This window comes from Blautia sp. 1033sp1_1033st1_G9_1033SCRN_220408, assembly GCF_040929965.1.
GTDB classification, from domain to species: domain Bacteria; phylum Bacillota; class Clostridia; order Lachnospirales; family Lachnospiraceae; genus Blautia_A; species Blautia_A ammoniilytica.
In genome coordinates, this window is the sequence record NZ_JBFKZO010000022.1 from 12,205 (window position 1) to 36,505 (window position 24,301).

28 protein-coding genes are annotated in these 24,301 nt (G+C 44.1%); 2 read left to right on the forward strand and 26 right to left on the reverse strand.

Going from position 1 to position 24,301, the window contains the following annotated elements:
- Positions 1-43 precede the first annotated feature (43 nt).
- Entirely contained in the window at positions 44-508 is a 465-nt protein-coding gene (locus AB5916_RS14055; protein WP_074410843.1) for a helix-turn-helix domain-containing protein, read from the forward strand.
- Positions 489-878, forward strand: a complete 390-nt coding sequence (locus AB5916_RS14060; RefSeq protein ID WP_368191515.1) for a hypothetical protein — start codon at positions 489-491, stop codon at positions 876-878. The genes AB5916_RS14055 and AB5916_RS14060 overlap by 20 nt, the downstream gene beginning before the upstream one ends.
- A gap of 38 nt (positions 879-916) precedes the next feature.
- Here AB5916_RS14060 and AB5916_RS14065 read toward each other — a convergent pair whose 3' ends face one another.
- The 26 genes from AB5916_RS14065 to AB5916_RS14190 form a co-directional block, all read right to left on the reverse strand.
- Positions 917-2,626 carry a CHAP domain-containing protein gene (locus AB5916_RS14065; protein WP_115716333.1) on the reverse strand — a complete coding sequence of 570 codons (1,710 nt, stop codon included), beginning with the start codon at positions 2,624-2,626 and terminating at the stop codon, positions 917-919.
- Positions 2,627-2,666: 40 nt separating this feature from the next.
- Positions 2,667-3,437: a class B sortase gene (gene srtB / locus AB5916_RS14070; protein ID WP_050618042.1), complete on the reverse strand. Its 771-nt coding sequence runs from the start codon at positions 3,435-3,437 to the stop codon at positions 2,667-2,669.
- 37 nt (positions 3,438-3,474) lie between these two features.
- Positions 3,475-5,808, reverse strand: coding sequence for a VirB4-like conjugal transfer ATPase, CD1110 family (locus AB5916_RS14075; protein ID WP_050618041.1), 2,334 nt, complete (start codon positions 5,806-5,808; stop codon positions 3,475-3,477).
- Between the two features lie 76 nt (positions 5,809-5,884).
- The gene (locus AB5916_RS14080; protein ID WP_003525205.1) at positions 5,885-6,541 is read right to left on the reverse strand and encodes a hypothetical protein; all 657 of its coding nucleotides are present in this window, start codon (positions 6,539-6,541) and stop codon (positions 5,885-5,887) included.
- Between the two features lie 96 nt (positions 6,542-6,637).
- Positions 6,638-6,997 (reverse strand): PrgI family protein, encoded by a 360-nt coding sequence (locus AB5916_RS14085; protein WP_003525207.1) that lies wholly within the window; start codon positions 6,995-6,997, stop codon positions 6,638-6,640.
- A complete protein-coding gene (locus AB5916_RS14090; RefSeq protein WP_003525213.1) occupies positions 6,997-7,182 on the reverse strand; it encodes a hypothetical protein in 186 nt (61 codons plus the stop codon). The genes AB5916_RS14085 and AB5916_RS14090 overlap by 1 nt, the downstream gene beginning before the upstream one ends.
- Before the next feature lie 14 nt (positions 7,183-7,196).
- Positions 7,197-8,033, reverse strand: coding sequence for a hypothetical protein (locus AB5916_RS14095; protein WP_003525214.1), 837 nt, complete (start codon positions 8,031-8,033; stop codon positions 7,197-7,199).
- Between the two features lie 73 nt (positions 8,034-8,106).
- Positions 8,107-8,466: a hypothetical protein gene (locus tag AB5916_RS14100; RefSeq protein ID WP_003525215.1), complete on the reverse strand. Its 360-nt coding sequence runs from the start codon at positions 8,464-8,466 to the stop codon at positions 8,107-8,109.
- Positions 8,467-8,480: 14 nt separating this feature from the next.
- Positions 8,481-10,277 (reverse strand): VirD4-like conjugal transfer protein, CD1115 family, encoded by a 1,797-nt coding sequence (locus tag AB5916_RS14105; protein ID WP_050618040.1) that lies wholly within the window; start codon positions 10,275-10,277, stop codon positions 8,481-8,483.
- Positions 10,264-10,467 (reverse strand): hypothetical protein, encoded by a 204-nt coding sequence (locus AB5916_RS14110; RefSeq protein ID WP_003525217.1) that lies wholly within the window; start codon positions 10,465-10,467, stop codon positions 10,264-10,266. The genes AB5916_RS14105 and AB5916_RS14110 overlap by 14 nt, the downstream gene beginning before the upstream one ends.
- A 9-nt stretch (positions 10,468-10,476) precedes the next feature.
- A complete protein-coding gene (locus AB5916_RS14115) occupies positions 10,477-11,361 on the reverse strand; it encodes a hypothetical protein (protein WP_050618039.1) in 885 nt (294 codons plus the stop codon).
- Between the two features lie 5 nt (positions 11,362-11,366).
- Positions 11,367-12,161 (reverse strand): PcfB family protein, encoded by a 795-nt coding sequence (locus AB5916_RS14120; protein WP_368191516.1) that lies wholly within the window; start codon positions 12,159-12,161, stop codon positions 11,367-11,369.
- On the reverse strand, positions 12,145-13,515 hold the full coding sequence (locus AB5916_RS14125) for a relaxase/mobilization nuclease domain-containing protein (protein ID WP_368191517.1): 1,371 nt from the start codon (positions 13,513-13,515) through the stop codon (positions 12,145-12,147). Before AB5916_RS14125 ends, AB5916_RS14120 begins: the two co-directional genes overlap by 17 nt.
- Complete coding sequence (gene mobC / locus AB5916_RS14130) at positions 13,506-13,847, reverse strand: plasmid mobilization relaxosome protein MobC (protein WP_050618036.1); 342 nt, start codon at positions 13,845-13,847, stop codon at positions 13,506-13,508. The genes AB5916_RS14125 and mobC overlap by 10 nt, the downstream gene beginning before the upstream one ends.
- Complete coding sequence (locus AB5916_RS14135) at positions 13,828-13,971, reverse strand: DUF3789 domain-containing protein (RefSeq protein WP_074403911.1); 144 nt, start codon at positions 13,969-13,971, stop codon at positions 13,828-13,830. The genes mobC and AB5916_RS14135 overlap by 20 nt, the downstream gene beginning before the upstream one ends.
- A 132-nt stretch (positions 13,972-14,103) precedes the next feature.
- Positions 14,104-15,021 carry a DUF3846 domain-containing protein gene (locus tag AB5916_RS14140; protein WP_368191518.1) on the reverse strand — a complete coding sequence of 306 codons (918 nt, stop codon included), beginning with the start codon at positions 15,019-15,021 and terminating at the stop codon, positions 14,104-14,106.
- Entirely contained in the window at positions 15,018-15,971 is a 954-nt protein-coding gene (locus AB5916_RS14145) for a DUF3991 domain-containing protein (protein ID WP_368191519.1), read from the reverse strand. Before AB5916_RS14145 ends, AB5916_RS14140 begins: the two co-directional genes overlap by 4 nt.
- 16 nt (positions 15,972-15,987) lie before the next feature.
- Positions 15,988-16,380 (reverse strand): hypothetical protein, encoded by a 393-nt coding sequence (locus AB5916_RS14150; protein WP_368191520.1) that lies wholly within the window; start codon positions 16,378-16,380, stop codon positions 15,988-15,990.
- Positions 16,370-17,923 carry a helicase-related protein gene (locus tag AB5916_RS14155; RefSeq protein WP_368191521.1) on the reverse strand — a complete coding sequence of 518 codons (1,554 nt, stop codon included), beginning with the start codon at positions 17,921-17,923 and terminating at the stop codon, positions 16,370-16,372. Before AB5916_RS14155 ends, AB5916_RS14150 begins: the two co-directional genes overlap by 11 nt.
- A gap of 73 nt (positions 17,924-17,996) precedes the next feature.
- The gene (locus tag AB5916_RS14160) at positions 17,997-18,185 is read right to left on the reverse strand and encodes a transposase (RefSeq protein ID WP_368191522.1); all 189 of its coding nucleotides are present in this window, start codon (positions 18,183-18,185) and stop codon (positions 17,997-17,999) included.
- A 118-nt stretch (positions 18,186-18,303) separates the two neighbouring features.
- Entirely contained in the window at positions 18,304-19,569 is a 1,266-nt protein-coding gene (locus AB5916_RS14165) for a plasmid recombination protein (protein WP_368191523.1), read from the reverse strand.
- Positions 19,570-19,749: 180 nt separating this feature from the next.
- Entirely contained in the window at positions 19,750-20,841 is a 1,092-nt protein-coding gene (locus AB5916_RS14170; protein WP_368191524.1) for an AAA family ATPase, read from the reverse strand.
- On the reverse strand, positions 20,759-20,938 hold the full coding sequence (locus AB5916_RS14175; protein ID WP_226845240.1) for a hypothetical protein: 180 nt from the start codon (positions 20,936-20,938) through the stop codon (positions 20,759-20,761). The genes AB5916_RS14170 and AB5916_RS14175 overlap by 83 nt, the downstream gene beginning before the upstream one ends.
- 253 nt (positions 20,939-21,191) lie before the next feature.
- Positions 21,192-21,686, reverse strand: a complete 495-nt coding sequence (gene lnu(C) / locus AB5916_RS14180; protein ID WP_016147248.1) for a lincosamide nucleotidyltransferase Lnu(C) — start codon at positions 21,684-21,686, stop codon at positions 21,192-21,194.
- Positions 21,687-21,860: 174 nt separating this feature from the next.
- Positions 21,861-22,232, reverse strand: coding sequence for a TnpV protein (locus tag AB5916_RS14185; protein WP_004612398.1), 372 nt, complete (start codon positions 22,230-22,232; stop codon positions 21,861-21,863).
- Positions 22,157-24,277 (reverse strand): recombinase family protein, encoded by a 2,121-nt coding sequence (locus AB5916_RS14190; protein ID WP_055173296.1) that lies wholly within the window; start codon positions 24,275-24,277, stop codon positions 22,157-22,159. Before AB5916_RS14190 ends, AB5916_RS14185 begins: the two co-directional genes overlap by 76 nt.
- Positions 24,278-24,301 lie beyond the last annotated feature (24 nt).

Consider the following 24,301-nt stretch of genomic DNA (forward strand, 5'->3'; position numbering starts at 1 on the left):
GAAATATCATTGATAAAATCAGTATCAGAGAGGAGAAACTATTTTGAACCAGGAACAGACGAATATTACAACAGGAAAGCAAATACGTCATCTGCGAACACAATTGGGAATGACACAGGAAGAACTAGCCGGGGAATTGAATGTTACCCGGCAGGCACTATCGAATTGGGAGAGAGATGTTAATGAACCCGATTTAAATATGTTGAAAAAAATTTGCTTTCTTTTTGGAGTCAACATGGACGATTTTGCGAAGGAGGTAATAACAAAGATGGAAACATATGAAAAAAAGGAGAAACGACAATTTAATAAGTACGATATGGCAATTGGACTTTTTTATGGTGTTGGTATATTTCTTGGCATTGGTATTTTCTTTGTTGGCGGTTTTATGACAATGTCAGGTGCAGGGTGGGGAGCATCACTATTTGGCGGTGGCTGTTTTTCTCTTGTATTTGGCTTGATATGCCATGCAGTTATTACATTGAGAAGAAATGAAAAACGAGAATTATGACGATAACGAAAACTCGATGACAGCGGAAGAATTTCTTGATTTTATACGGAAGAACAGAAGGACTGTCCCCAATGAAAAGCGTATAGCTAATAAAGATAAATTTATATGGGCAGTCAGTGAGTTATCGGAAACCTATGAAATTGACGCAGATTTGATAGAGGACGATGACGGATATACCGCATCTCTCTATATGAACTATGCTTCATATAACGGATATATAAAGAAACTGCTTGGACTTATTTTTATCCTGTCCGATGACTTTTCTGTGTTCGAAGCGAAAGATAATAGAGACAGCGATTTGTTGATGTGTTTTACTTATCACACGCACAATGTCTATCTGAAAGATAGAGAAATAACAGATTTTGAATAATGTACTTGATGGCTACTCGAACGAGCAGCCATCTTTTTTTAATATGCCGGAATACCGTATCCGTAGATAACAGAACTTCCAACCGGGTATGTTTTGGTTCTGCAAGTATCGCCTGAGTTGCCCTCAACGGTATAGACTGTACCGTTCTCGCATTTCTGAACAATACCGGTGTGGTCTGTTACACCGTCGCCCTCCCAATCAAAGAAGATGATTGTACCAGGCGAAGGCTCATACGAACCGTCTGCCCATTGTCCTCGGTCTCTGAACCATTGTACGCCGTTTACACAACCGGCATACTTCGGGATAATACCGGCGTCGATATATCCGCACTCGTTGGCACACCAAGAAACGAAGCAGGCACACCATTCTACACGGGAGTCAAATCCGTACCAAGACCAGTAAGGCTGACCGCCTACATTACCTACCTGAGACAAGGCAACCGTTACGATTTGGTCGTCGCTGTATCCGATACCGTAAAGCACCTGTGACCATAGCTGATTGTTTTCGTCCTGCAATAGCTCGGCAAGATAATCTTTCTGCTCTTGATTAAAGCCATACATAGCCGCCATTTCATCAACAGTCTTGTGCGTTACCGTGATATACAGAAATGTTTCGGTTACTGTGGTTTCGGTCTGTACGATATTGCCGTGTCCGTCGTCGCTTTCTTCGATTTCGGTATGGGTTTTCGTTTCCGTTCGGGAAGAAATGTCGTTCATTTCCCAAAAAATATCCGACAGTAGCTGCTTCTTGGTTTCATCAACCGTAGCAACTTCCATCGGATTGTCGGGGTCGGTATTCACTTTAACAGAATAGACCGCAAGAACCTCTTTCCACACAGCTCGGCTGCCGCTCATTTCAAGGACATCATAGCTTACGGAGTTCTTTTCCTGCTCCAACCGGTCATCATATTCCTGATTGATTTCCTGAACGACTGTCTGCATTGACATTCCCGTGCCGGAATCCTCTCCTGAAAAGAAGATACCAAACACTGAACCCGCAATCAGAGCAACAAGGCATAGAACAATAATAACAACCACCGCAACCCAACCGCCGGCAGCGATAGCGGCAATAATACCTTTTACCGCCGCTATGATTGCTTTGACTGCGGCAACGGTGGCTTTGGCTGCGGCTTTAATCGTAGCGGCTGTTGCTTTGGCGGTGGCTTTTGCCGCCTGTGCCGCTTTCTGCGAAGCCTTAACTGTCGCCTGAGCTGTTTTCTGTGCCGCTTTTGCCGCTTGCTGACTGGTTTTTATCGCTGTCTTTGCAGTCTGTTCAGCCGTCTTAACTGATTTCTGTGCAGTTTTCGTTGCTTCTTTCCCGGCAAACTTAATGGTTTTCTTTCCGGAGGAAGTAGCCGACTGCTTAATGGTCTTTTCAGCCTTATCGACAGTCTTAATTGCAGAGCTTGTATTCTGCGAAGCCTGTTTTCTCAACAACTGCTCGGCTCGCTGTTGCTTAAAACGCTGAATACCGTCTTTTGCAGTGCGGATATTCTCTTTTGTGGTTTCAAGTCCTTTTCGTCCCGCTTTGTCAAACGCATAAGCACCATCGTGAACCACCTCGTCAATGCCGCTTTCCAGTTTATCGGAAGCATATTCCTCGGCAGAGCTGCTGTTGGCATTTACCGACCGCTCCGCCTTTTCTTTTGTTGCGATATACGCCTGCTTCATTCGTTGGGTTGCAACGGCAGCCTTATCTATGGTTCGTATCGTACCTTTTGCATTGTCTTTCGTTTTAATATCAGCCATACAATCCCTCCTTCCTATGCAGGCTGAACCACCTGTTGCGTTATTCGTTAATGAGCTTTGCCACTACAACAAGTCTGCCGTTTGTCCGGGAATACTCACAGGTGGAAAGGGTCAGGAGCTTGTCGCCGTATTTAGCGGTTACACCCGTATCGTAAAGTGACAGTTCCTTGCACTTCTCAACATAGGCTGTGAAATCCTCATCGGTCTCCGCATTGATAAAATGATAGTATTTGAAGCTGTCGGGGCTGTCCGTATATACTACGGTTTTGAACACGGCAATCACTTCGTAGGTCTGTCTGTCAGTCAACGTATCAAAGGACACCGTTTTGTGCTTTTCCCAAAAGTTCTTGTCCTTGAATTTCATAAGACCGGCGAACATCGAGCCATCGTTCATATGATGACCGTAGATAATGATATTGTCGCTTGGCAGCTCCATATCGCAGTTTTCCTGAACATAGGGACAGCCGTAGTCGGTGTACGCTTTATCAAAGCCGTGCTTCAGATAGAAGTTCGGGTTGTCCTTTGACTGCATAACGGGATAATTGATTTTTGTGTCCTCAATCTTTATCCAGCCGACCATATCGTTGTTTTGTAAATAAAGCTCCTGATACTCTGGGATAAAGGTCTTTTCTTTGGAGTAGTTCATCGGCTCTTGGGTATCTTCAGGCTCGGTCTCCACAACCTCAATCAGATTGTCGTACATTTCCGCCTGCTTTGCAGAGTCATAATAGTGCTTGATGAGAAAACCTGAACTGACGGCAAATACAATGCTGAAAGCACAGATTATGGCAATATAGATTTTGTTTTTCATAGGTGTTTCCTTTCTCATTTACAGAATAGGGCAAGGGTTATGCACCCTCGCCCGGTTTGGTTGTCATCAGCTTATACAGCTTCGTATTCTTCGGGAACTTATTTGCAAACGGTACAAGCGAACTGCCGACCTTAATCAGTCCGTGTCCTGCGTCAACATTCGTGATATACGAAAGCTGAAGGTCAGAAATGTTAAGGAGCTTTGCAAGCTCAATTCTGTCGGTTGACGCCTGATTGAGCATAATCAAAAACTCGCTGTTTGCAAGCATAGTTCTCGCCGTATGGCTCTGCAAAAGGTCGTCCACATTCTGCGTAATGCCAGTAGCATAAGCACCGTACTTTCTTACACGCTTCCAAAGAGTAAACAGGAAGTTTGCGGAGTATTCGTGCTGGAAAAGGAGATAGATTTCATCAATAAAGATGAATGTCTGCTTACCTTTAGCACGGTTCTGTGTAATACGGTTCAGAATAGAGTCGAGGACGACAAGCATACCGATAGGCATAAGCTGTTTGCCGAGGTCAAGAATGTCATAGCAGATAAGGCGGTTATCTGTATCCACATTGGTCGGCTTTGCAAAGGTATTCAAAGAACCGTGAGTAAACAACTCAATAGCAAGGGCGATTTCCTTTGCTTCCGGCTCGTCCTGTTTCAAAAGCTCCGCACGAAAATCCTGCAAGGTAGGAACAGTACCGGTATATCCTCTCTGCTGATAGTCTCTGTAAACGCTCGCCGTACAACGGTCGATGATAGATTTCTGCTTTGCTCCGAGGTTTGTGCCGCCGATAAGCTGTTCGCAGAGGGACATTATAAACTCGGATTTCAAAATAACCGGGTTTGCACCGTCGCCGTATTCTTTGTTCATATCCATTGCATTGATATGACTCGGAGAAGTTGCGGAAATATTGATGATTTCACCACCGAGAGCCTTTACAAGTTGCGAATACTCTCGCTCAGGGTCGATGATAATAACATCTGCGTTGGAGGAAAGAATGATGTTTTCAATCTCTCCCTTAGCCGCAAAGGATTTACCGCCGCCGGATACACCGAGGATAAAAGAGTTACCGTTGAGTAGCTGTCTGCGGTCGGCGATAATCATATTTTTGCTGATGACATTCTGACCGTAGTAAATGCCGTTTTCGTGGTAAATATCCTGAACCCTGAACGGGATAAATACTGCAAGGCTTTCTGTGGTAAGGGTTCTGAATGCGTCAATCTTGCGAGTTCCGAACGGCATAGCCGTATTCAGTCCGTCCATCTGCTGATATTTGAGAACGGCAAACTGGCACAAATGCTTTCTTGCAGTCGTAAGCAGAGCTTCGGTGTCGTTATCAAGCTGTTCTTTGGAGTCCGCAGTATGAACCATAGTGAGTACAGCGAACATCATTCGCTGATCACGAGTGGTGAGGTCATCAAGGAACTCTTTCATTTCCTTTTTCTGCTGTTCCATATCATAAGGAACGGTGGCGGAAAAGTTGTTGTTCTGATTCTGTTTTCTCTGCCAGTTGGTAATGTTCGTCTCAACACCGAGCAGTCTGCTCTCTGCTTCTCGCACGGCTTCATCGGTCGGAACGGGTACAATGTCAATGGACATCATAAGGTTGCGGTTCAGGTCGGTAAGCTCGGCTACCATACTGTCCTTGATATAGGAAGCGTACTCACGAAGAAAAAGGACTCTCCCGTAACGGTTTCCCATTTTGAAGTAGTCCTTTTCAAATTCCATTGTATCCGGGCAAACATAATCTTTGAAATCGTGTCCCTTTTTTCTCGTTTCCTTAATATTGAAGTGGTAGGCGGTTTCCTCACCGACACGGAAGAAATCGTGGACAATTCTCAGTCTCTCATCGGTTTCAAGCTCCACACATTTGCTTCCGAGTCTTGCAAAGTGGGCAATAAGGTCAGCGCCGACACGGGCAAAATAGGTTCTTGCGTCCTCTACGCTCTTTTTGTTGATAGAGATAGTAACATACTTATCCTGAACGATTGCATTTGCACCGGTTGCCTTGTCGAGAAGCATTTTGTTATATTCCTCTCGGTAAACATCAAGCTCATCGCCGGTTTCGGGGATAAGAATGGTTTTCTCAAAGTCAAGACGGTTAAGCCGTCTGTTGTTGATAGTCAGCTTTGTAGTAGCTCCGCTGTCAAGAGAGTTGAGAAGCTCGGAATATTCAAGGAACATCGCTTCCTTATCCTCACGGCTTGCTACGGCAAAGTTAATATCCGTGAACTTAAAGCTCTTGGAATACTTGTCCTTGCCTACACGGAAAATGCCGTCGTCATAAATTGCGGTAATGGGAATACAATCCTGTACGCCCTTTGGTACTACAAACTTTTCTTTGTCCTGCTTTAACAGGTTCGTAAGGGTTTTAATCATTGTTCTTGTATGCCTCCTTTTGCATAAAAAAATCGCCACTTAATTAAGTGACGATAAAAATTAGTGTTGTTAAGTTTTAATCCCAGTGCTTTCTTGAGTTATAAACATTGTTTACAGCTTCAATATAACAAATAAACGAAGAATGGTTATAGTCATTTGAGGTCAAATACTTGTTTTTTATTCTTTTGTACTGTTCTCTGACTAATGCCCATTTGCCTTTGCTTTTAATATAATCAGCCTTTTCTTTGAGTCGCCTTGAATTAGGTGCTTGATTCCAAAAATACTTATCATAATAAGAAAAGCCTGTTTTTTCGTGAATTAAGCGGTGATAATTGCCGTCAACATCCTCACAGACAATACAGACATCTATTGAAAAATCTGTATCATTGCCCTGAGTGAAACAGCGCTTCTCCGTAGTTAGTGATGATGTTGAATCTTCACAGTCATTCCATCCGTGTTTCCGAAGAACCGTATTAAAAGCCTTTCTGACACACTCCTTGATGTTTCTACAATCCTCCCAGTCATCTATTCTCGTGATTTCAAGGTTATAGTCCAAGTCAATAGGTCTGTTGGCATTTTGCATTATTAGATTTTTTGCACCGCTCCCCACAAGGTAGAATGAAGCACCAATGTCATATTCTTCTTTCAATGTGTGACAAAGGTCTTGCATTATATCTCCACAAAGAGAACGCATACGGCTCAGAAATTGTTTGTCATTTACATACTCGTACATAGTAAAACTCCTTTCTTCCCAAGCCGTCCATTCAGCTAATGCTAAATCATATTATTATAATTAAACAATGCTTACTTGTCAATCCCGAAAAACTGTTCAATTTTCCTTTTTGATTTTTTGTTTTTGTTCGATTGTCGATTTCATCAATTCGTAATAGGTGTTGGTGGAATGAAAAACCAGCTTTTTCGGCATAAGGAACTCGGACTTAATCCACGCCCATATAAATTTCTCAGCTGTCATTCCGTTGTATTTCACAAAGCCTAGAGCCGCAAAAGGGGCAGCTCCCAAAATGCACACCCACGATACGGTTTCTGTTCCAAGGTACGGTTTTAAGAGAAAGTAAAGTCCTACCGCTACCGCACAGGCGAGAACAGAAAAAATGAACTGTCTGAGCGACAGTCCAAAAAACATTGACTCTGTATAGTTTCGTATCTCTCGGTTAATTTTGACTTCCATCAAAAGCTCCTTTCTCTGCGATATGCCTGTTTTGCGTGACGGATTTCATCAGAGCAGACGCAGGCGTCCGCAAGGCAAATTACATTGCCGTTTTTCTTTCCTCCGTAGTACACACAATATTTGCAGTCGCAGTCGGCAGGCGTATAGCCCTGCCATCTATCGTTATTTTTCTTGTTTTTCTTCATCAGAGAACCTCCCGTTATAAGCCCATCATTTCACGGATAATTCGGTCGCTCATCTTTACTGCACCGACAAGCACAAGCATATTGAATACCAGTTCGCCGATATATGCCCATACCTGAGTAACGGCTGCTGCGTCAGGGTTTACTACCGGCGGCGTAGAAGCAAATAGGGAGAAGATGATACAAGCAAGTACAATTACTGCTCCCTCAAGCAAAACGGCACAATAGCTCTTTATAAAGCTCTTACCCACATTCTGCGACGGCTCTCCGGCAAAAGTGGAAAGCGGTATCGGAGCGAGAGCCGTGTACATATACAGCTTGAAAAATCGTCCGTACACCGTCATTATCATAATGAACGACAAGACCGTGATAAACAGTCCGCCGATAAGAGTAACCGCCCACAATGGGATACTCTCAAAAAATCCGCAGCTTTCAATGGTTGTTACCATTTCAGCAGGCAAGGTTGTTTGATTGGGCGTACCGAATCCCGCAGATGTCATTATGGTTGAAATCGTACCTTGTACGATGTCGAACAGGGCAAGCATAAGCTCCAGCCCGTAGGTAATCACACCTTTGGCAATGGCAAATCGAATGAACAGCTTTAATGCGTGTTCCGGTTTCTTTACATCGGTAAAACTGCCGCAGGTGCGAACCACACCGACAACAAAAAACAGAACAAGCAGGGCAAGACCGATAGCCTGAACTGCACCGTTGATATTCACCATTACCGACCAAATACTGCCGCCTTTGAACTGCTGCGGTGAAGTGGTTAGTAACTGCCATATTTCCGATAGCTTGCTGTTCCAAGTTTCAAGGGCATTTTCGAGGTTCTGAACCACCCAGTTATCACTCATCTGTTTGCACCTCCTTTAAGATTAGGGGCATACCTGAAACGCCAGGTATGCCCCGTTTGATAACTGTGTTCTTTTAGCCGGTAATAAGGGTCAGGATTTCCTTGGCAAAGGTGATGATGATACCTCCCGCAAGGGTCAGGAAGCCGTTGGCTCTCTGAGACGGGTCGTGAGACTTCAAAGAGAGACCGACCTGAACGATACCGAAGCCAAGCAGGATAAGACCGATGGCACGGATAAGTCCGAAGATGAAATCGGACAGATTGTTGACTACGGTAATCGGGTCGCTTGCGGCAAAAGCGGTAACGCTCATGCCGCAGACAAGAGTTGCTGCTGCGATTACGGCGCAGTAAGCACGGAAGCCTTTCTTAACCTTTCCGGTCATAGGCAGCTTCTGAGTAGTTTTCTTTTCGTTGTTCTTCTTAAAAATAGTCATTGTGTTTTCCTCCGTTAAAATAAGTTTTTATTTACTTCAAAATCCTCATCGGACAGAAGCTCGTAATTGGTTTCTCCGTAGCTTTCCTCCGGAAGTTCTTCCGGGTCAATAGAAAGAACGGAAATTGATGAGTGTTTGATGGTAACTTCGCCGTGCTTATAGGCAGAAGCCTTTCCATCGGTTGTAAGTGCCACATTCGGGTGCTTCAAGATGTCATACTTGAAATCCATAACGGGGCGTTCTCCACGAATAAACAGAATTGCATATTGGTTATCAAGCATACGAACTTCATCGGGGGTAAGAAGCTCTCGACCGCTAATCTGATAATTGGTGGAGTAGTTACCGCTTCGCCCGGTACTTTTTCCGAAAGTGTTGGTATCAATGGTTTCCTTGCCGAGAAGCTCGGACACATATTTGTGAGTGCTTTGCTCGTTACCGCCGAGATATAAAAACTCGTCGCAGTTGCCGACAATACTTTCCCATTGCTTTTCAAACAAGGCTTTTAACTGAGCCAAGTTCTGCAAGATAATACTTACCGACACTCCACGGGAACGCATAACCGACAGTATCTTGTCAAAGTCATCGGGCAGGCTCACATTTGCAAACTCGTCCATCAGGAAATGGACGGGAACGGGAAGCGAGCCACCGTGAATATGGTCGGCAGCATAAAACAACTGCTGAAAAAGCTGTGTGTAAAGGATAGATACCAAGAAGTTAAAGCTGGAATCGTTATCCGGTATCAAAGCGAACAGAGCGACCTTTTTCTCTCCGAGTGATGGGAGGTCAAGCTCGTCTGTGGTGGTTAAAGAAGCAAGACTTTCAAGGTTGAACTTTTCCAGTCTTGCCGCAAGGGTTATCTGTATGGACTTTAAGGTTTTCGCCGCACCCGAATGATAGGAACGGTAATACTTCAAAGCGATGTGGTCGGGATTTGACATTTCCAGTTCCGCAAACAGTTCATCAAGAGGAGAAGGTCTTGTGTCCTCCTCGTCCTCAATCGAACCGGCTCTGAGCATTTCCATTACCATTGCAAAGTTCTGTTCATCTTCGGGTGCTTCGTAATGAAGATAAAATACAAGTGCAAGCAGAAGCATTGAAGCCGAGGTGTCCCAAAAAGGGTCTTGTGCCTGACTGCCTTTCGGAGTGGTACTCTTAAAAAGGTTCGTCACGAGCTTTTGCACATCGTTGTCATTCTGCAAATAGACAAACGGGTTATAGCAATGGCTTTTCTCCATTGAAATCAAATCGAGAACACGAACTTCATAGCCTTTGCTTTCAAGCAGCTTTCCGGTGTCTCTGAGTATTTCGCCCTTTGGGTCAAGAATGACAAATGATGTGTTGCACTGCATAAGATTCGGCTTGCAGTAAAACCTTGTCTTACCGGCTCCCGAACCGCCGCACACAAGAGTGTTTAAGTTTCTTCGGTGCTTCTTCGCATTGAGTCCGATACAGACATTTTGCGTCATCAGCTTATTCTCTGAAGCCGGAGACTGTCTGTATTTTTTATTTACGGCTCTTGCGTTGCCCCATTTCGCAGAGCCGTGTTCTTCACGCCTTCGATAATTCTTCTGTGTCGAGAAGTAAATCCCGATACCCATTGCATAGCAGAGAAGCAAAACGAGGACAGTTTTTAGGCTGTCCTCGCATAGCTCAATATGAAATGGGTTGTTGAACGCTGTTAATAGGCTTGGCAGTATTTCCGGCAATCCTCCTTTTACAGAAGGTGCAATCAGAAGTGCCAGCCATACGACCGGGATAATACCGATGACGGAAAGAATAATAGCAGACTGCCTTTCGTTATCTCGATTCACAGGAGCGTTCCTTTTCGATAACTCTGAACTTTTTCTTTGGGGCAGTTCCGACCTTGATGATAAGGTCGTCCACCGCATCGGTAGATTTCCCTTCGTTCATCAAATCTGTTTTCTCATCGTTGAGAGAACGGATTATAATGCCGTGTTCATAATCGTCCAATGCGATATGATACATTTCTTCCTTCGCCATAGTCTCACCTTATCTTTCGTAGTCTTTGCTTCGTTCCTGCTTTTTCTTGTAAAGCTCATCGGAAACACGGGAGTGAATATCCGCCATCGCATTTCTCGTTTTGGAAAGCTCATAGCGAATGTCCTTCGGCTCTTTGCCGGCAAGCTTCTCAGGAATACGGTTGATAGCAAAATTCTGTGTATCGACGCCGTACTTCTTGCAAAGCATATAACCGATACATACCGCTTGAAAGCCCATATCCGCTCTGCTGTAACTGTCGCTGTTGATGGAGAGCTGTGCGTGGCCAAGTTCCTGTGCTACGCACTGAGCGACCGCAACGCTGTCTCCCACATCACGCTTCACATACAAGGTCTGCTCCTCGTTGTTGTAAAACGCCGCCATATTGGGATACGGAAGTTCATTTGTGGCTTCCACTTCAACCGGGGAAGAATCCAGCATAACGGTAATGAGAGCTTTCGGGTCACGGTTTACAGTAGGTGCAGGCGGTCTCTTGCCATTGGTCTGCGAAACATCAAAGACCTTTTTCACATTGTAGGAAATGCCGGTCGTACCGTCTCTCTTGGCATACTCGACAGGTTCAAGAATGGAAATGCTTTTCGCACCTTTCTGAATTTTCACATTGTCTTTGCTCCAGTCGTCAAAGTTTTTGAGCTGGCTTGCTTCGGGAAGCTGCTTGAAAATCAGAAGTGCGTTGACCGCAGAATATCGGTCAAGACGGCTCTGCGTATCAAGGAACGCTTTGAACTTCTCCGGGTCGGAAACGATAGCCTTTGCGGTTTCGTCCGCCATCTGATATACGGCTTCCTTTTCTGCCTTCATCTTATCGGCGTATTCCTCTTTGGAAAGTCTGTTTCTCTGCTGTCCTGCCTTAGCAGGGGTAAAATTGTTTGTCATTGTGATTACCTCTCTTTCACATTTTTGCTTTTGGGTTTCGGCTGCTGGTGTACGGTCTGTGCCGGGGCGTTCTTAACCTCCGGCTTTGATACCTCCGGCTCTTTGCGTTCTGCTTCTTTCTGCTGCTTGGACTGTGCCTTATATCGGTCGAGCTTTGCTTTCACCGACGGCTTTCTCTGTCTGTCGCTGACAGTACCCTTATCAGTTTGCATATCTACCGGCTCTGAGTTTTGCCTTGACGGAGGGTTTTTGTCCGTTTTGGCGACTGTGGGGTTTGACTGGGAGTACCCCTCTTTCTGAATAGGCTTTCTGACTGCTTCCTCTGTGATGATTTCGTTCTTGGATTTTGTCGGCTTGTCTTTTTCCAAAGCATCACGATTTTCGACAGCCTTCTGAGACTCGGTAACAATAGCAGCCTTATCAACCTTGCCGAGTTCAAATCTCTCAACGATTCTCTGAATTTTGGAAGCGTCCTCAGCACGGGCGATAATATCAATCGGTACATTATCGCCCTTTGTGTTTTTATCTCTGAGTACGCAGTAGAGAACGCCGTAGCGTTTTGCCTGCTCGGTAAACTTCTTCAAGTCCTTGTTGGGGATAGAAAACACTTTCAGCTCCTTGCCCGATTTAATCATATTGGTAAGTCGAGCCTTGCCTTTTGTTTTTTGTTCCTGTTTGAGAACAGAGACTAAAAGAACGGCAATATTCTTTGCTGCCGCTCCGCTTAATTTTGCGGCTACTTCAAAGCCCTCAAGCGATAGCCTGACGACCTGTTCTGCCGCATCACCTCCGTTTGTCATTACGGTTCTGCTCCTTTCGTTCTTGTTTTTCTTCGTAAGCTCTTACCGTTTCAAGGTTGGCTTCAATGACCTTTGACCTTTCGGCTATGTCATCACAAAGACCGACCTCTTTTCGGAGAGTCCACAGCTTGCTCGTGATTGCCGTAATCTGCTCTTTGACATTTGATAGCTCATCGTCACTCAAATTTCTTCTTAACTGTTTTCGCAGGTGCGTTCTATCGTCAGTCAGGGATTTGATTTGCGACAATACGGACTCTTTATATGAGAAAAGCTGCTCGTCGGTAGAAATGTTCTCCCGTCCAAGCAGCCTTGTCTCCTGAGTGATTTTGTCCAGCTTCAGTAAATCTTCTTTCAAAAGATAGTGAAGCCTTGCGGTATTCTGTTTTTTATATTTCGGCAGATAACCGAGTTTATAGCAGTAATGCAGATACAGCCCATACAGTCCGCCGACCTTTTTGATTTTGTGTTCTCTTGTGGGCAATCGGTACTGTGTGACTCTTACCGTTTCCTTTACAAAAGGAACGATGAGAACCTTTTGATTTTCCGTCAGCCTACGCTTGATTGCGTCCTCGGTATAATTCTCTCCGAGGGATTTAAGTCGTATCGCCTTCTTGTATCCTTTCGGAACAATCGTCCAATACTTTCGGCTGTCGCTGAGACAATGCTCATAGCCCATCTGCGTCAGGATATAATCAAAGGTCTTTAAGTTAGTGCTGTGTGCAATCGCTTCATCAATGGCGTCACGGGTAATGGAGTATCGGCTCGGCATACCGGCTTGTTCCTGCTTGTAGTAATATGAGGATTGCTTACTGCGGTTCGGGTTCGGATTGTAATACAGTCCGTACTTTTCACAGAGACGGTCGGCAACCAAGCGGAACTTGAACCACGCTTTTTCGTCTCCCCATAATCGCTTACCGTCCACAAAGGAAACGGAATTGATTACATAGTGGCAGTGCAGGTGCTTTGTGTTCAGATGAGTAGTAACCACCACCTGAAATCTTTTGCCCCACACTTCGTTTGCAAATTCCATTCCGATTTTCTGTGCAAGCTCCGGGGAAATATCCTGTTCCTTAAAGCTCAGGTATCCGTGATAGGCTTGAATGCCATCGTCTTTGCCGTATGCTTTTTTCACAGACACAAACTGGTCTCTTGCGGTCGCCGGATTGCAGTTGATACCCTCAACGAAAAACTCACGCTCAGTTTTTTCTTCGTCCTTTGCATAGCTGAGAACATCACGGAGAGCCTGATACTGTTCCTCGGTGTAAATGTCTGTCGCAGTCTTTTCGGGATTGGCGGCATAGTCGATTACCTGACCGAGCCTTGATGTGACCGACCACAATTTACTTACTGCCATTTCATATCGCTCTTATCGGGTCTTAAAAAAGTACGCTCCACATCAGCCTGAAACTTGTGCCAACGCTCGGCTTCCTTTTTGAGCTGCGGTGCGTCAACAAATCCGAGGGAATTTGCTTTTACCGCAAGCTGATTGATGTTGTTCCCGATAGCAGATAACTCACGCATAACATCGTAAAATCTTTCGTCGGGCTTTTCTCTCGGCTCGTATCCTTTGAGAAGCAAACGGATAAGACCGCCTTCGGAAAGACACGCCCGCTTTGCTTTTTTCTGCAAATCCTGAGCTTCTGCCTTGTTCATCAGAATGTGCTTTTCAATGTTTCTCTTGCTCATTTTTATCGCTGTCCTTTCTGTTAATATAGTGCCTGTCCCGGTTTATCTGAAACAGGCACATTGTTGTTACTCCGAAAAAGCCGCCGATGATTAACCCGGCGGCAACCAATACTATCTCCCGCATTGCTTTACTCCTTTCTTGCTTGGGGTATTAGGGGCAACCCCTAACGAGTGTACCGTTTTGGACATTCCTGTCCATAAATGGTCTGCTCGCTAAGATTATGCAGACACTCAGGGTTGCCCCATAGATTGACTCTTATCTCTCCATATCCTTTGAGACAGGCTTATACGGCTTTGCTTCAATACCGTCCATAGACTTGTAAAATCTCTCCGGGTATTTGAACTTTTCCTCGTACTTACGAGCCAGTTCTTTCGGCATACTGAGAAACTTTTCCGACTCAATCGGTGCGTATGCAATGAAAAACTTGCCGGCAATAATGTCGAGCATTTCACGGTTGCTGTCATCTTTCACATAACATTTTTCAATCTTCCAACCGTCCTTGCCGCCGTGTTCATCAGCCATATACGCTTCCAGTCGCACACATTTATCCGAGCCGTCGAGGGAAGAAGCATAGATAGAATATCCGCCCATACCCTCAATGAAAGCCTTATTGTTACTGCTGACAACATAGGTTCTTTGTTCCTCTGTGTATGGCTTGTCAAAGCTGTCTGCCGTAAAAACAATATATCCGGTCGTGTGGTTTCTTTCTTTTTCTGCCTGCCGGAAATGAGCTTTCAACTGCGGATAACTCATCTCAACATTCTCAGGTTCGGAATAAACAGCCCTGTTCAACGGCAAACCGTTCATCTTTCCTTCCTCGTTGCAGATGATGGCAACCTCGTCCTCAAAGGGCATATATTCTTCAATATCTCCCTCCACAAGAGACTGCATTGCTTCCAGCGTATCCTCAATCTCAATGAGCTTCGGATACCTGCCCGGCTCAACAAGAATGACAGAAATCTTCTCAGGTGCTTCGACCTTTTCAAAGGTATCCTCGTGAATATTCAAAGCAAGAGAGCTGCCGTTTTCCCAACTCATATGAATCTGTCCGGCGTCGTCAACGAACTTAACTGTTCCTTTCAGACCGTAGGGCATTTGACTTTCGCCAGCCATTTCAGTGAGTACAATCTGCGTACCCTCCGGGTACATTTCTCTGATTTCTTTTAGTTTCATCGTGCGAAACTCCTTTCGGTTTTATCCTTTATCCCTAAGCGTTTACAAAGAAAATCGTTGACATCTTTCCCGTATTGGGGAGGGTCGTCAACGACTTCATACTTATCTGAGAGAATAGTCTGCAACGCTTTGGTAGCTTTTCTTCCGGCAATATCATTGTCCAAATGAAGAACAATTCGCCTGATTGTTTTGTCCTTTTCAAGCAGCCTGCCGAGTGTAACAGGCACTTTCGAGTCCTCAATTTTCTGCTTTGGGGAATACACTCCCGCAAGAGAAACAAGGTTAAACTGTCGCCAGTCTTTGCCCTCCAGCTTCATCAAAGTTGCATAGGAAAGCAGGTCAATGGCACACTCAAAAAGATGAACCTCTCCGGTGTTCTCGGCAGTCAGGCGGAAAGAATATTGCTTTTTACTGCCGGTGCAGTCGCCCATAATCCTTGATTGATTTGTTGCTCTGTAAGCGGCGTATTTAGGTTCTTTGCTTTCGTCATAGCCAATAAAAACAGCATTGTGATATGGAAGCGACTCAATGATTAGTTCCTGTTCCAAGCAGTGGTTGATGATTTCATAATCAATCCCACGCCCGAAAAGATAATCAAATACCACATCGGTAGTGGGGCTTTTTTCAGGCAGAAGCAAAGGCTGTTCCTCATAGCTCTTGATGTTTTCGCAAGTCGGAAAGTTGACTGAACCGTTTCCCATAATGGTCTGAACCGCCTGCACAAAATCCATTCCACGGACTTTGATAAGGTAATCGAGGGCGGATTTGCCCCCGATACCTCTCGACCACCACATCCATTTTCCGTTGGATATCTTCAAGCTGTCGTGGGTTCTTGTGGTGTAGGTGTTACTTGAAAACTTGACAAGCTCGCCCGGTTCATACTCTCTGAGATAGGTTAATAAGTCCATTCGCTTGGCTTCTGTTATGACTTCCGGTGCTATATACGGCATAGGTATCACCGCCGTTCTACATCAGCAAATCGGCAACAGCTTTCTGTATCGGTTCGTTGATACTGAGCTTTGCAATGATGATAAGTATCTTGTCAACAGGGCAGCCGATGTCATTCCAAACAGTCCAAGCATCTTCCGCAAGGTCGTCATTTTCATACAAAGCAATGATTTCTTCCGGCGAAAATACCGTTTCAATGCTCTGTCGAACCAACTCTCCATAGAAAGAAAGCTTTGCATTTCTAAGAGCAAATTCTGCTTCCTTTGCGGGTGGTTTGCTTCTTTTCAATTCGAGATATGCTTTATCAAGTCTCCTGACCACAACCATCATCATTGCGTCAAAAGGGTTGATGATTGCTTTTCTGCAAGGGCAGTTTTCTCTTTCCTTATCGGGTGTCATTTTATCTTTCATAGGTTTTCTCCTTTCGTGTGTTCGGCACTTCGCCCTCATCGGGTTCGCCGCCGACAATTTCGTTTTCTCGCTTATCCATATTGAGCAGAATATTCAGCTCGTCCAGTCGGGCAAGCTTTGTCTTGAGTTCTTCCTCTTGGATAAATGGTTTTTGGACTTCTTTCTTTGCGGTTTCCAACTGATTTTTGGTGTTCTCAAGGTCATTTTCCGCAAGCGACAAGCTCTCGGCAAATCTATCAATACCGTTATCGAGACGGATAATATTGCCGTGTGCGTCATCGCCGAGAGAAACATTTCTGCTTGTCTCACCTTTCAGTCGAACCTCATAATTTCGCTCTGCGGTATTAAAAAGCAGCTCCGTTTCAAACCCTCGGTACTTGCCGAGAGGAATAGGGTCGGGGCTGTTCATCTGCTTGCAGGCTTCAATGATTGCTTTGCCGGCGTCGGCTTTTTCGGAATAAAAAACACCCTTAACCTCCATACCGACAAATCGGTCATCCGTTGGTTTCGGGTGCTGTTTCGCAGTTTCTACATCTTGCTTCAAGCCTTCAATACGGTTTTCCAAAGCTGTAATTCTCTGCGGATAATATTTGATTATCTTATCCTCCAAAGCGTATTTTTCTGATAGAAAGTTGGATTTTAAGAGCTTCAGCTTTTGGACTTGAATATCCAAATCCATCTTTTCCTTAATATACGGATTGCCGGTGGCAAGCATTTTAATCTCTGCATAGGACAGGGCGGTTTCATCAATATCCTCGGCAGAACGCACCGGGGATTTGCTCGTCATAATCTGACTGGCGAACTTTTGCTTTCCCTCTACAAGCTGATAGAGATATGCGTCAAAGGTCTGCTCCGTTACATAGCGGTAAATATCTACATCAGGGTTTGAGTTACCCTGACGGATAATTCGACCGGAACGCTGCTCCAAGTCTGACGGTCTCCACGGGCAATCCACATCGTGAAGTGCGATAAGTCTGTCCTGAACATTCGTGCCGGCTCCCATCTTTTGCGTAGAACCGAGAAGCACTCTGACCTCGCCTTTACGGGTCTTTTGGAACAGTTCTTTCTTCTTCACATCGGTATCTGCTTCGTGGATAAAACGGACTTCGCTTTCGGGGACACCACGCTCTATGAGCTTCTTTCTGATGTCGTTATATACCGAGAATGTGCCGTCGTTTTTTGGCGTTGAGAGGTCACAGAACACAAGCTGTGCTGATTTTTTATTGGCTGTTTCCTCCCAAATACGGTAGATGTTATCGACGCAGGCGTTGATTTTACTGCCCTCAAAATCAGGCAGCATATCGTTGAGCATACGCTGGTCAAGAGCCAACTTTCTGCCGTCGTTTGTGATTTTGAGCATATTATCTATACTCGAATCCACACCGCCGCCACGGACTTTCTCGGCTCGCTCCGCAAGGGAAGCAACCATTTCTTTCTGCATTTCAGACGGCTTGACTGCAACATTGTGGAAGTGTGCATCCGGCACAGGCAATTCCAACATATCCGCCGTCTTAATGTCGGCGACCTCCTTAAACATCGCCATAAGCTCCGGAAGGTTATAGAATTTTGCAAAGCGGGTTTTCGCTCTGTAACCCGTTCCCTCGGGGTCGAGTTTGTCAAGATACTTTTTGTGGATTTTCTAAATTAAATGATTTGTCCATAAAGAAATCGCCCAAAACCTCGTGCTTGCAGATGTCTTGAAACACCGTATTCAAAGGCTTTTTGGCACTTTCGGACTGCTTTACATTTACGATGAATGTTGTCTTTCCAATTCGCTGTGAATAAGAATATTTCTGTTCTTTCATATAGTCAGTTCCTCTCTTTCATAAAATTTGATTGCTGGGCATTCACATTAGAGCACCCAGTAACCGCAGATTTTCAATATATCAAGAAGTCATTAAGTCGTGAGTATAATGGAAATGCTTATCTTTCCATACCACGCTTGTTTCTTCGAGCCTTGATACGCTCCTGTCGTTCTTTTTCCCTTGCTTCTTTTTCGGCTCGTTCCTGTGCTTCCTTAAAAGAAAAAAGTTGCTTCACTTTTTCGGTAAAAAGTTTAGCAACTTCGGGGAAATGCTCCAACGCTTGAAGAAAAGGTCTGCACTTTTCTTTCAGTTCGTTGTATTTAGTTTTCATTCTTTCGAGCGCGTTTGCACAGTCAAAATATTTCTGTCGGTAATAGTTGACACTCTGTTCTAATTCGCTAATTTCCGCACGACTTGTAATGCCCTCTTTGGCAAGGGCAGTAAGCTCAGAATAATCCTCTTTGGAGATTGCCATTTTACCTGTGATTGTTTTCTGCCCCATACGGTCAATCTCGTTATAGGTTTTAGAAACATTACGGGCAGGCTCATATTTTATCTGTTCACGCTGAATGCGCTTCTGCAACTTCTCCAAGCGTTCCTTGTCCTGCTTGATTTGATATTGCAGGGAAGTCAGGTGTTCTGCTGTACTTCCGTATTCGCCACGCTGAAAGCCTTTGAAGCCTTGCTCCGTCATATGGTTAAACAATTCATCTTGCAGAATACTGTATGAAGCTCGGAACATCGGTTTTCCGTTCTTTCTGAGAAGCGGATTGCCTTTTTCGTCGGTCAGCGGAATATCCGATTTCCATTTCTTTGAATGGCTGATTTGATGAACAACTTCCTTAACCGTTCCTCGCAGTTTTTCATCTTTGCAACGCTTGCTCCATAGGATTTCTTTCTCCACCACAGGCAAAACCATAGCGTGAAGATGATAGTGGTAAACCTCTTTTCCAAGTTCCTCGGTTGCCGCTACATTGATTTCATCAGCGTGCATAACAGCCGATATGACATTATCAGCACCGAATTTTTCCTCGATAAAATGGAATGCTTCTTCGTAAAACTGCTTTGCATATTCGTAGCCGCCGTTACGCTCGAAGTACATTGTGTTCACATCAATCACAATCTCATTGAACAGCGTTGCGTCTTTCCTCAGCCCTCGAAGCGACACCATACCGTCAGTTTCCATCTGCTTTAATTGTTCCATATAGGTCGGGGCAAAAGGCTTTTTGAAATGCACATTATAGGGTATGCGTTCCTCAATCACATTCATATTTTCATAGGTTTCATTCTTGCGTTCGTTGTGCCTTTCTGCCTTGCTCACATCAGAAGCGGTATACTTTTTAACCCTTGCACAACTCATATCCGCCTTGTTGTTTTTCGCCATTTTTGCTCTCCTTTCTCGGCAGGGCGAAGCCATTACACAACATTCTTTGAATGTGTGTAACCCACTATGACACTTTCAGACTTCGTCTGCAAAGATGTCGTGGGCAAGGGTGTTCCCCCTTGACCTCCTTTGATACCTCAATCATAAAAACAGACTGTCCCATCAGCAGACAGCCTGCATTTATTCTCTCGGTATATCGCCCATCGGCAAAGACCAGTACCACAGAAAACCTTTCTTTCGGGAGATAACTCCTGCGTTCTTCTTTGCCTTTTTAATGGTCGATTTCCTGAACCCTGCGGCTTCAAGTTTTTCTTCACAATCTGAAGAAAGCATTTCTCCGTCTTTCAGCATTTCCATCAGAAATGCTTTCGCCTTGACTTCCTTATCGTTGGGTCTGCCAATTTTCGGGGCAAGGGACTGGAACGCTTCTTCCGCTGTCATTTCCATTTCGGAAATAAAGTCCACACCTTTCTCAGATACTTCAAACAGAATGGCAGAGCCTGTCGGGGCAAGGTTGGATTTTACCTGCACCAAATATCTTTCCGCAGGTACTTCCTTGTTCGGTGTGCGTGTGATTGCAAGAATACTTCTCGCAGCGCCCGCAATGTCGATAGAACCGTTGGTACGGTAAAGGGGATTGGTATCTCTCATCTTGTTCATATGAGCGATAATCACAATCGCACAGCCTGTATCTTTCGCAACCGCTATCAGATGATTAAACTCGGCTCGTGTTTCGTTGGCATTGTTCATCGAACAACTTTCTCCGATATAGGAACTCATCGGGTCAAGAATTAAAAGTTTTGCGTGGTACATCTCAATCGCTTCACGAATACGGTTATCCCCAAAGGACAAAGATTTTTCATCTTCCCTGATGAAGATAAGGTTCTCTCCGTTGCCACCGGCAGAGTTAAAGCGAGGTACTACCGTATCGTCTGCGTCATCTTCCGTTGTCTGATAGATGATAGTCACAGGCTCGTTTTCTTCCGTTTCGGTAAAGGGCAGAGGTTCGCCCTTTGAGAGCAGGGCGGCAACGGAAAGCATTAGCTTGCTTTTTCCATCGCCCGGATCGCCCTGCAACAGCGTAACCTTGCCAAACGGAATATACGGATACCACAGCCATTTCACTTCTTTCGGCTCGATTTCGCTTGCCTTGACAACTTCAAGAGGTACGCTGACAGTCATTTCATTTTCAATCATTTTTATTTGTTCTCCTTTTCGATAAATATTTCGGGCAAAGCACCACGATACAGCGGAAACTCTGCTTACAGTCATTCCTGCATTTTCTGCAAAGTTCGTTGTAGGTAATGCGATTACGGTCATTCAGAAACAATGCCCATTCTTGTTTCCGTTTCTTGCTCATTCTTGGCATATCAATCCACCTTTCCGTTTGAAAATAAAAAAACCACAGGAAAGATACTTGAAACCTTTTTGTGTATCTTTTAGGGGCGAAAATCGGAGAAAATCCCCGTTCTAAGCCTTTCAAAAAATCACACAAGGTATTTGTACTAACCTGTGGTTATGTATGAATTTGTTGGTTTTAGGTAACAAAAAAACACCGTATTGCTACGATGTTTTTCGTTGTTCATATTCTGTCTAAGATACTGGCAAACTGGAATTTGTAGTTATCTATACTCATTTGGAATTTCGATATGAAATGTCTCACACAATAACTTCACATCATGCACATCATTCTCATCAAATTCGTATCCCAAATGGAACATTACTTGACTATATGGTTCAATACAGGAAACCTCTATCTCCTCAATTTTTCCTTTGCCCGAAAAAGTTTCTATCGGAAAACAATCCCCCTCATAAAGAATTTCACCTTCGCCCGTATATTCAAAACAATGCAAATCAACAATTCTGTTTTTCGCATCTTCCCATACAGTATGGTTCAATGTTGTATATTCCATCTTAATCTCATAAAAGTCATTAGCTTTCATCATCTCTATAAAGTTCTGATAATCTTTCTTTTCTACAAAAATATCAATATCGTTATGGGCTCTTGACTGATATCCAAGAAGAGCATCTACACCCCAGCCGCCATCAAGAAAGACTTTAATCTCCGCATCTATTGCAAATTGAAGAATCTGTTTTACATCTGTTATATTGACCATCTTATCATCTCCGCAAATTTCGATTTGTCGCTCACAAGCAAAAGTATTGTACCACATCTTTACGAATTTTTCAACCACTTCGATTATACTCACGACTTAATGACTTCTTGAATACTTGCCGAAAAAGAAAAACTGCCATCGGTTTGACAGCAGTTCTTCTTCGGTTGGTATCCGTTAGGAATACACAATATCATTCAATACAATCTCATCGGCACAGGTTCGAATGTTATTCATCAATCCTATCCATCTCATCATATCCGTTGCTTTCAGTTCTTCCGTTACACCCTGCTTCTTTGCCATTTCCTTTATCAGATATTCCGCCATATCACGAGCCGAAGTATCAATTTCGGCAAGGTGTTCATATAACTTTCCGCTTGTCAGCAGATTAAAATATAGCACACGCTTATGTTCCCTCAAATATCGTTGCCGCAATCGACCATATTTTGAAAGGGGAGGACTTTTCTCTACTGTCAGGCAGGGATAATAGTAATCTCCGATGAGTTCGTATCGGATACCTGTTCTTTCGTCTGTAATAAATCTTTGCATAGTTCTTTCTCCTTTTGCTTCTTGTAGTAAAACTCCAAGGTTTTCTTATTGTGATTTACCTTTTTACATTCCTCGGAACAGAATTTCTGCTGACTGTGTGTAGGCCAGTAAGTACTGCCACACACAGCACATACACGCTGACGATAATAATGACTTCCTTTTTCCGCTTCTCTATCGGCTTTTGTCTTATCCTGCCTTGCCTGATAGCAGCAATCCTTTGAACAGAAAATCTGTCGGTTGCTTGTAGGGGTAAACTCTTTCCCACAATGAGGACATACCTTTGTTTTGACGATTTCGCCACCGTTTTCAGCAAGTTTTTTTGCCTTTCGCTTCTCTCGATAGGCTTTTTCACGCTGACGCTGTTTCTCCAATCGCTTCTTTTCTTCCTGTTCTTCCTGCTCTTTTATCTCGGCAAGTTCTTCCTCGGTGTAGGCAATATCGACCTGTCCGACATAATTGAAGTAAATATCAACCTTTTGTGTCTTTGCTTTTCCCACACCCTCGGCTTCATACACCACAATCTTGTCAATGAGTTCGGTAAACATCAAATCAGAAACTTCCGTAGGATTTTTGTACTTGCGTATCAGCGATATAAAATGCTGAATATCCATAGTGCTGTCTTTTTCTTCAGAAAGTTCCTTTTTCATCGTTTCCATTTTCGCTTCCAATTCAGCCTGTTCATCGTCATACTGCTTCATCAGTTGCTTGTATTGTCTTTCGGGTAGCAATCCCGATATAAGATTTTCATACAAGCCACGAATGAGCGTAGAGAGTTCGTCATAGCGTTTCTGACAGCGTTTCAACTCCGATTGATTGTGCTTCGGCTTTTCCTCTTGCTTATCTTTCCAAAGGGATTGCAGTTCCAAAGCAAAGGCTTTTTCATCATTCAGAACAAATCTTGAAAAGCGTTTAACTGCCGATAATATCAAGGCTTCAACATTATCAGCACTAATCGTATGGGAAGTACAGGAATTAACCCTGCTTGCATACCCGCCGCAACGGTAAGAATACTGAACAGAACCGTCTTTCTTGCTGTAATGCGTTTGCAAAGTCATTCTCCTGCCACAGTCGGCACAGTACAGATAACCGCTTAATCGGTTGGTATGTGTACCTCTTGCCGCAGCTCTGTTCACTCGTTTCTTTCGCTTCTGAACGCTGTCCCAAAGTTCCTGCGATATGATAGGCTCGTGGGTGTTATAAAACACATACTGCTCATCTTCATCGGTAGTCTTTCTCTTATGCAATTTAAAATTGGTGCTGACCGACTTTCTCAAAACAGTATGTCCAAGATATTCCTGCCTGCTTAAAATCGTTCTAATGGCAGATATGCCCCAAATATAAGGGTCTGCAAACTTAATCCCGTTGTACTGTTCTGGGTGATATTCCTTTGCATATGCGGCAGGAATTAAAACCTTTTCTTCGGTCAGTATTTCCGCTATGGCTCGTGGACTTTTGCCCTCATTGGCAAGCAGAAAGATACGCTTTACCACCTCAGAAGCCACAGGGTCAACAACAAGCGTCTGCTTATCGCTCGGCAATCGGTTATATCCATAAGGGATTGAACCGCTACAACGCTTTCCGTCTTTCATTCGGGCATCAAATACAGCCTTGATTTTATTGCTCGTGTCTTTGGCATAAAATTCGTTCATAATATTCAAAAACGGAGCAAAATCATTATCCGAAGCATTGTTGCTGTCAATGCTGTTGTTGATTGCAAGAAAACGGACATCTTTCTGCGGAAACAGAATTTCCGTATAAAATCCGACTTGCAGATAGTTTCGCCCTAATCGGCTCATATCCTTAACAATCAATGTTCCGACATTGCCTGCTTCAACTTCTTTTATCAAAGACTGAAAGCCTGGGCGATTGAAATTTACACCCGAAAAACCATCGTCAGTAAAATGGCGGATGTTCTCAAAGCCATTTCTACGGGCATAATCTTCGAGGTATTTTTTCTGATTGGTAATGGAATTACTCTCGCCATTCAGGTCATCATCTCTTGATAATCTCTCATAAAGTGCTGTAATCTTTGAAGTCCTTGACATTCTCTTAACCTCCTTCCTTATGTA

Coding starts and splice junctions, on each gene's coding strand:
- AB5916_RS14090 (WP_003525213.1), bottom strand. CDS start 7,182: ATGAAGAAAAACAAGAAAAATAACGATAGATGGCAGGGCTATACGCCT.
- AB5916_RS14145 (WP_368191519.1), bottom strand. CDS start 15,971: ATGCCGTATATAGCACCGGAAGTCATAACAGAAGCCAAGCGAATGGAC.
- AB5916_RS14120 (WP_368191516.1), bottom strand. CDS start 12,161: ATGACAAACGGAGGTGATGCGGCAGAACAGGTCGTCAGGCTATCGCTT.
- AB5916_RS14095 (WP_003525214.1), bottom strand. CDS start 8,033: ATGAGTGATAACTGGGTGGTTCAGAACCTCGAAAATGCCCTTGAAACT.
- AB5916_RS14175 (WP_226845240.1), bottom strand. CDS start 20,938: ATGCCAAGAATGAGCAAGAAACGGAAACAAGAATGGGCATTGTTTCTG.
- srtB (WP_050618042.1), bottom strand. CDS start 3,437: ATGAAAAACAAAATCTATATTGCCATAATCTGTGCTTTCAGCATTGTA.
- AB5916_RS14075 (WP_050618041.1), bottom strand. CDS start 5,808: ATGATTAAAACCCTTACGAACCTGTTAAAGCAGGACAAAGAAAAGTTT.
- AB5916_RS14160 (WP_368191522.1), bottom strand. CDS start 18,185: ATGAAAGAACAGAAATATTCTTATTCACAGCGAATTGGAAAGACAACA.
- AB5916_RS14155 (WP_368191521.1), bottom strand. CDS start 17,923: ATGGCGATGTTTAAGGAGGTCGCCGACATTAAGACGGCGGATATGTTG.
- AB5916_RS14140 (WP_368191518.1), bottom strand. CDS start 15,021: ATGAAACTAAAAGAAATCAGAGAAATGTACCCGGAGGGTACGCAGATT.
- AB5916_RS14170 (WP_368191524.1), bottom strand. CDS start 20,841: ATGACTGTAAGCAGAGTTTCCGCTGTATCGTGGTGCTTTGCCCGAAAT.
- AB5916_RS14165 (WP_368191523.1), bottom strand. CDS start 19,569: ATGGCGAAAAACAACAAGGCGGATATGAGTTGTGCAAGGGTTAAAAAG.
- AB5916_RS14100 (WP_003525215.1), bottom strand. CDS start 8,466: ATGACTATTTTTAAGAAGAACAACGAAAAGAAAACTACTCAGAAGCTG.
- AB5916_RS14190 (WP_055173296.1), bottom strand. CDS start 24,277: ATGTCAAGGACTTCAAAGATTACAGCACTTTATGAGAGATTATCAAGA.
- mobC (WP_050618036.1), bottom strand. CDS start 13,847: ATGAGCAAGAGAAACATTGAAAAGCACATTCTGATGAACAAGGCAGAA.
- AB5916_RS14080 (WP_003525205.1), bottom strand. CDS start 6,541: ATGTACGAGTATGTAAATGACAAACAATTTCTGAGCCGTATGCGTTCT.
- AB5916_RS14115 (WP_050618039.1), bottom strand. CDS start 11,361: ATGACAAACAATTTTACCCCTGCTAAGGCAGGACAGCAGAGAAACAGA.
- AB5916_RS14150 (WP_368191520.1), bottom strand. CDS start 16,380: ATGAAAGATAAAATGACACCCGATAAGGAAAGAGAAAACTGCCCTTGC.
- AB5916_RS14060 (WP_368191515.1), top strand. CDS start 489: ATGAAAAACGAGAATTATGACGATAACGAAAACTCGATGACAGCGGAA.
- AB5916_RS14125 (WP_368191517.1), bottom strand. CDS start 13,515: ATGGCAGTAAGTAAATTGTGGTCGGTCACATCAAGGCTCGGTCAGGTA.
- AB5916_RS14185 (WP_004612398.1), bottom strand. CDS start 22,232: ATGCAAAGATTTATTACAGACGAAAGAACAGGTATCCGATACGAACTC.
- AB5916_RS14110 (WP_003525217.1), bottom strand. CDS start 10,467: ATGGCGAAGGAAGAAATGTATCATATCGCATTGGACGATTATGAACAC.
- AB5916_RS14065 (WP_115716333.1), bottom strand. CDS start 2,626: ATGGCTGATATTAAAACGAAAGACAATGCAAAAGGTACGATACGAACC.
- AB5916_RS14085 (WP_003525207.1), bottom strand. CDS start 6,997: ATGGAAGTCAAAATTAACCGAGAGATACGAAACTATACAGAGTCAATG.
- AB5916_RS14135 (WP_074403911.1), bottom strand. CDS start 13,971: ATGCGGGAGATAGTATTGGTTGCCGCCGGGTTAATCATCGGCGGCTTT.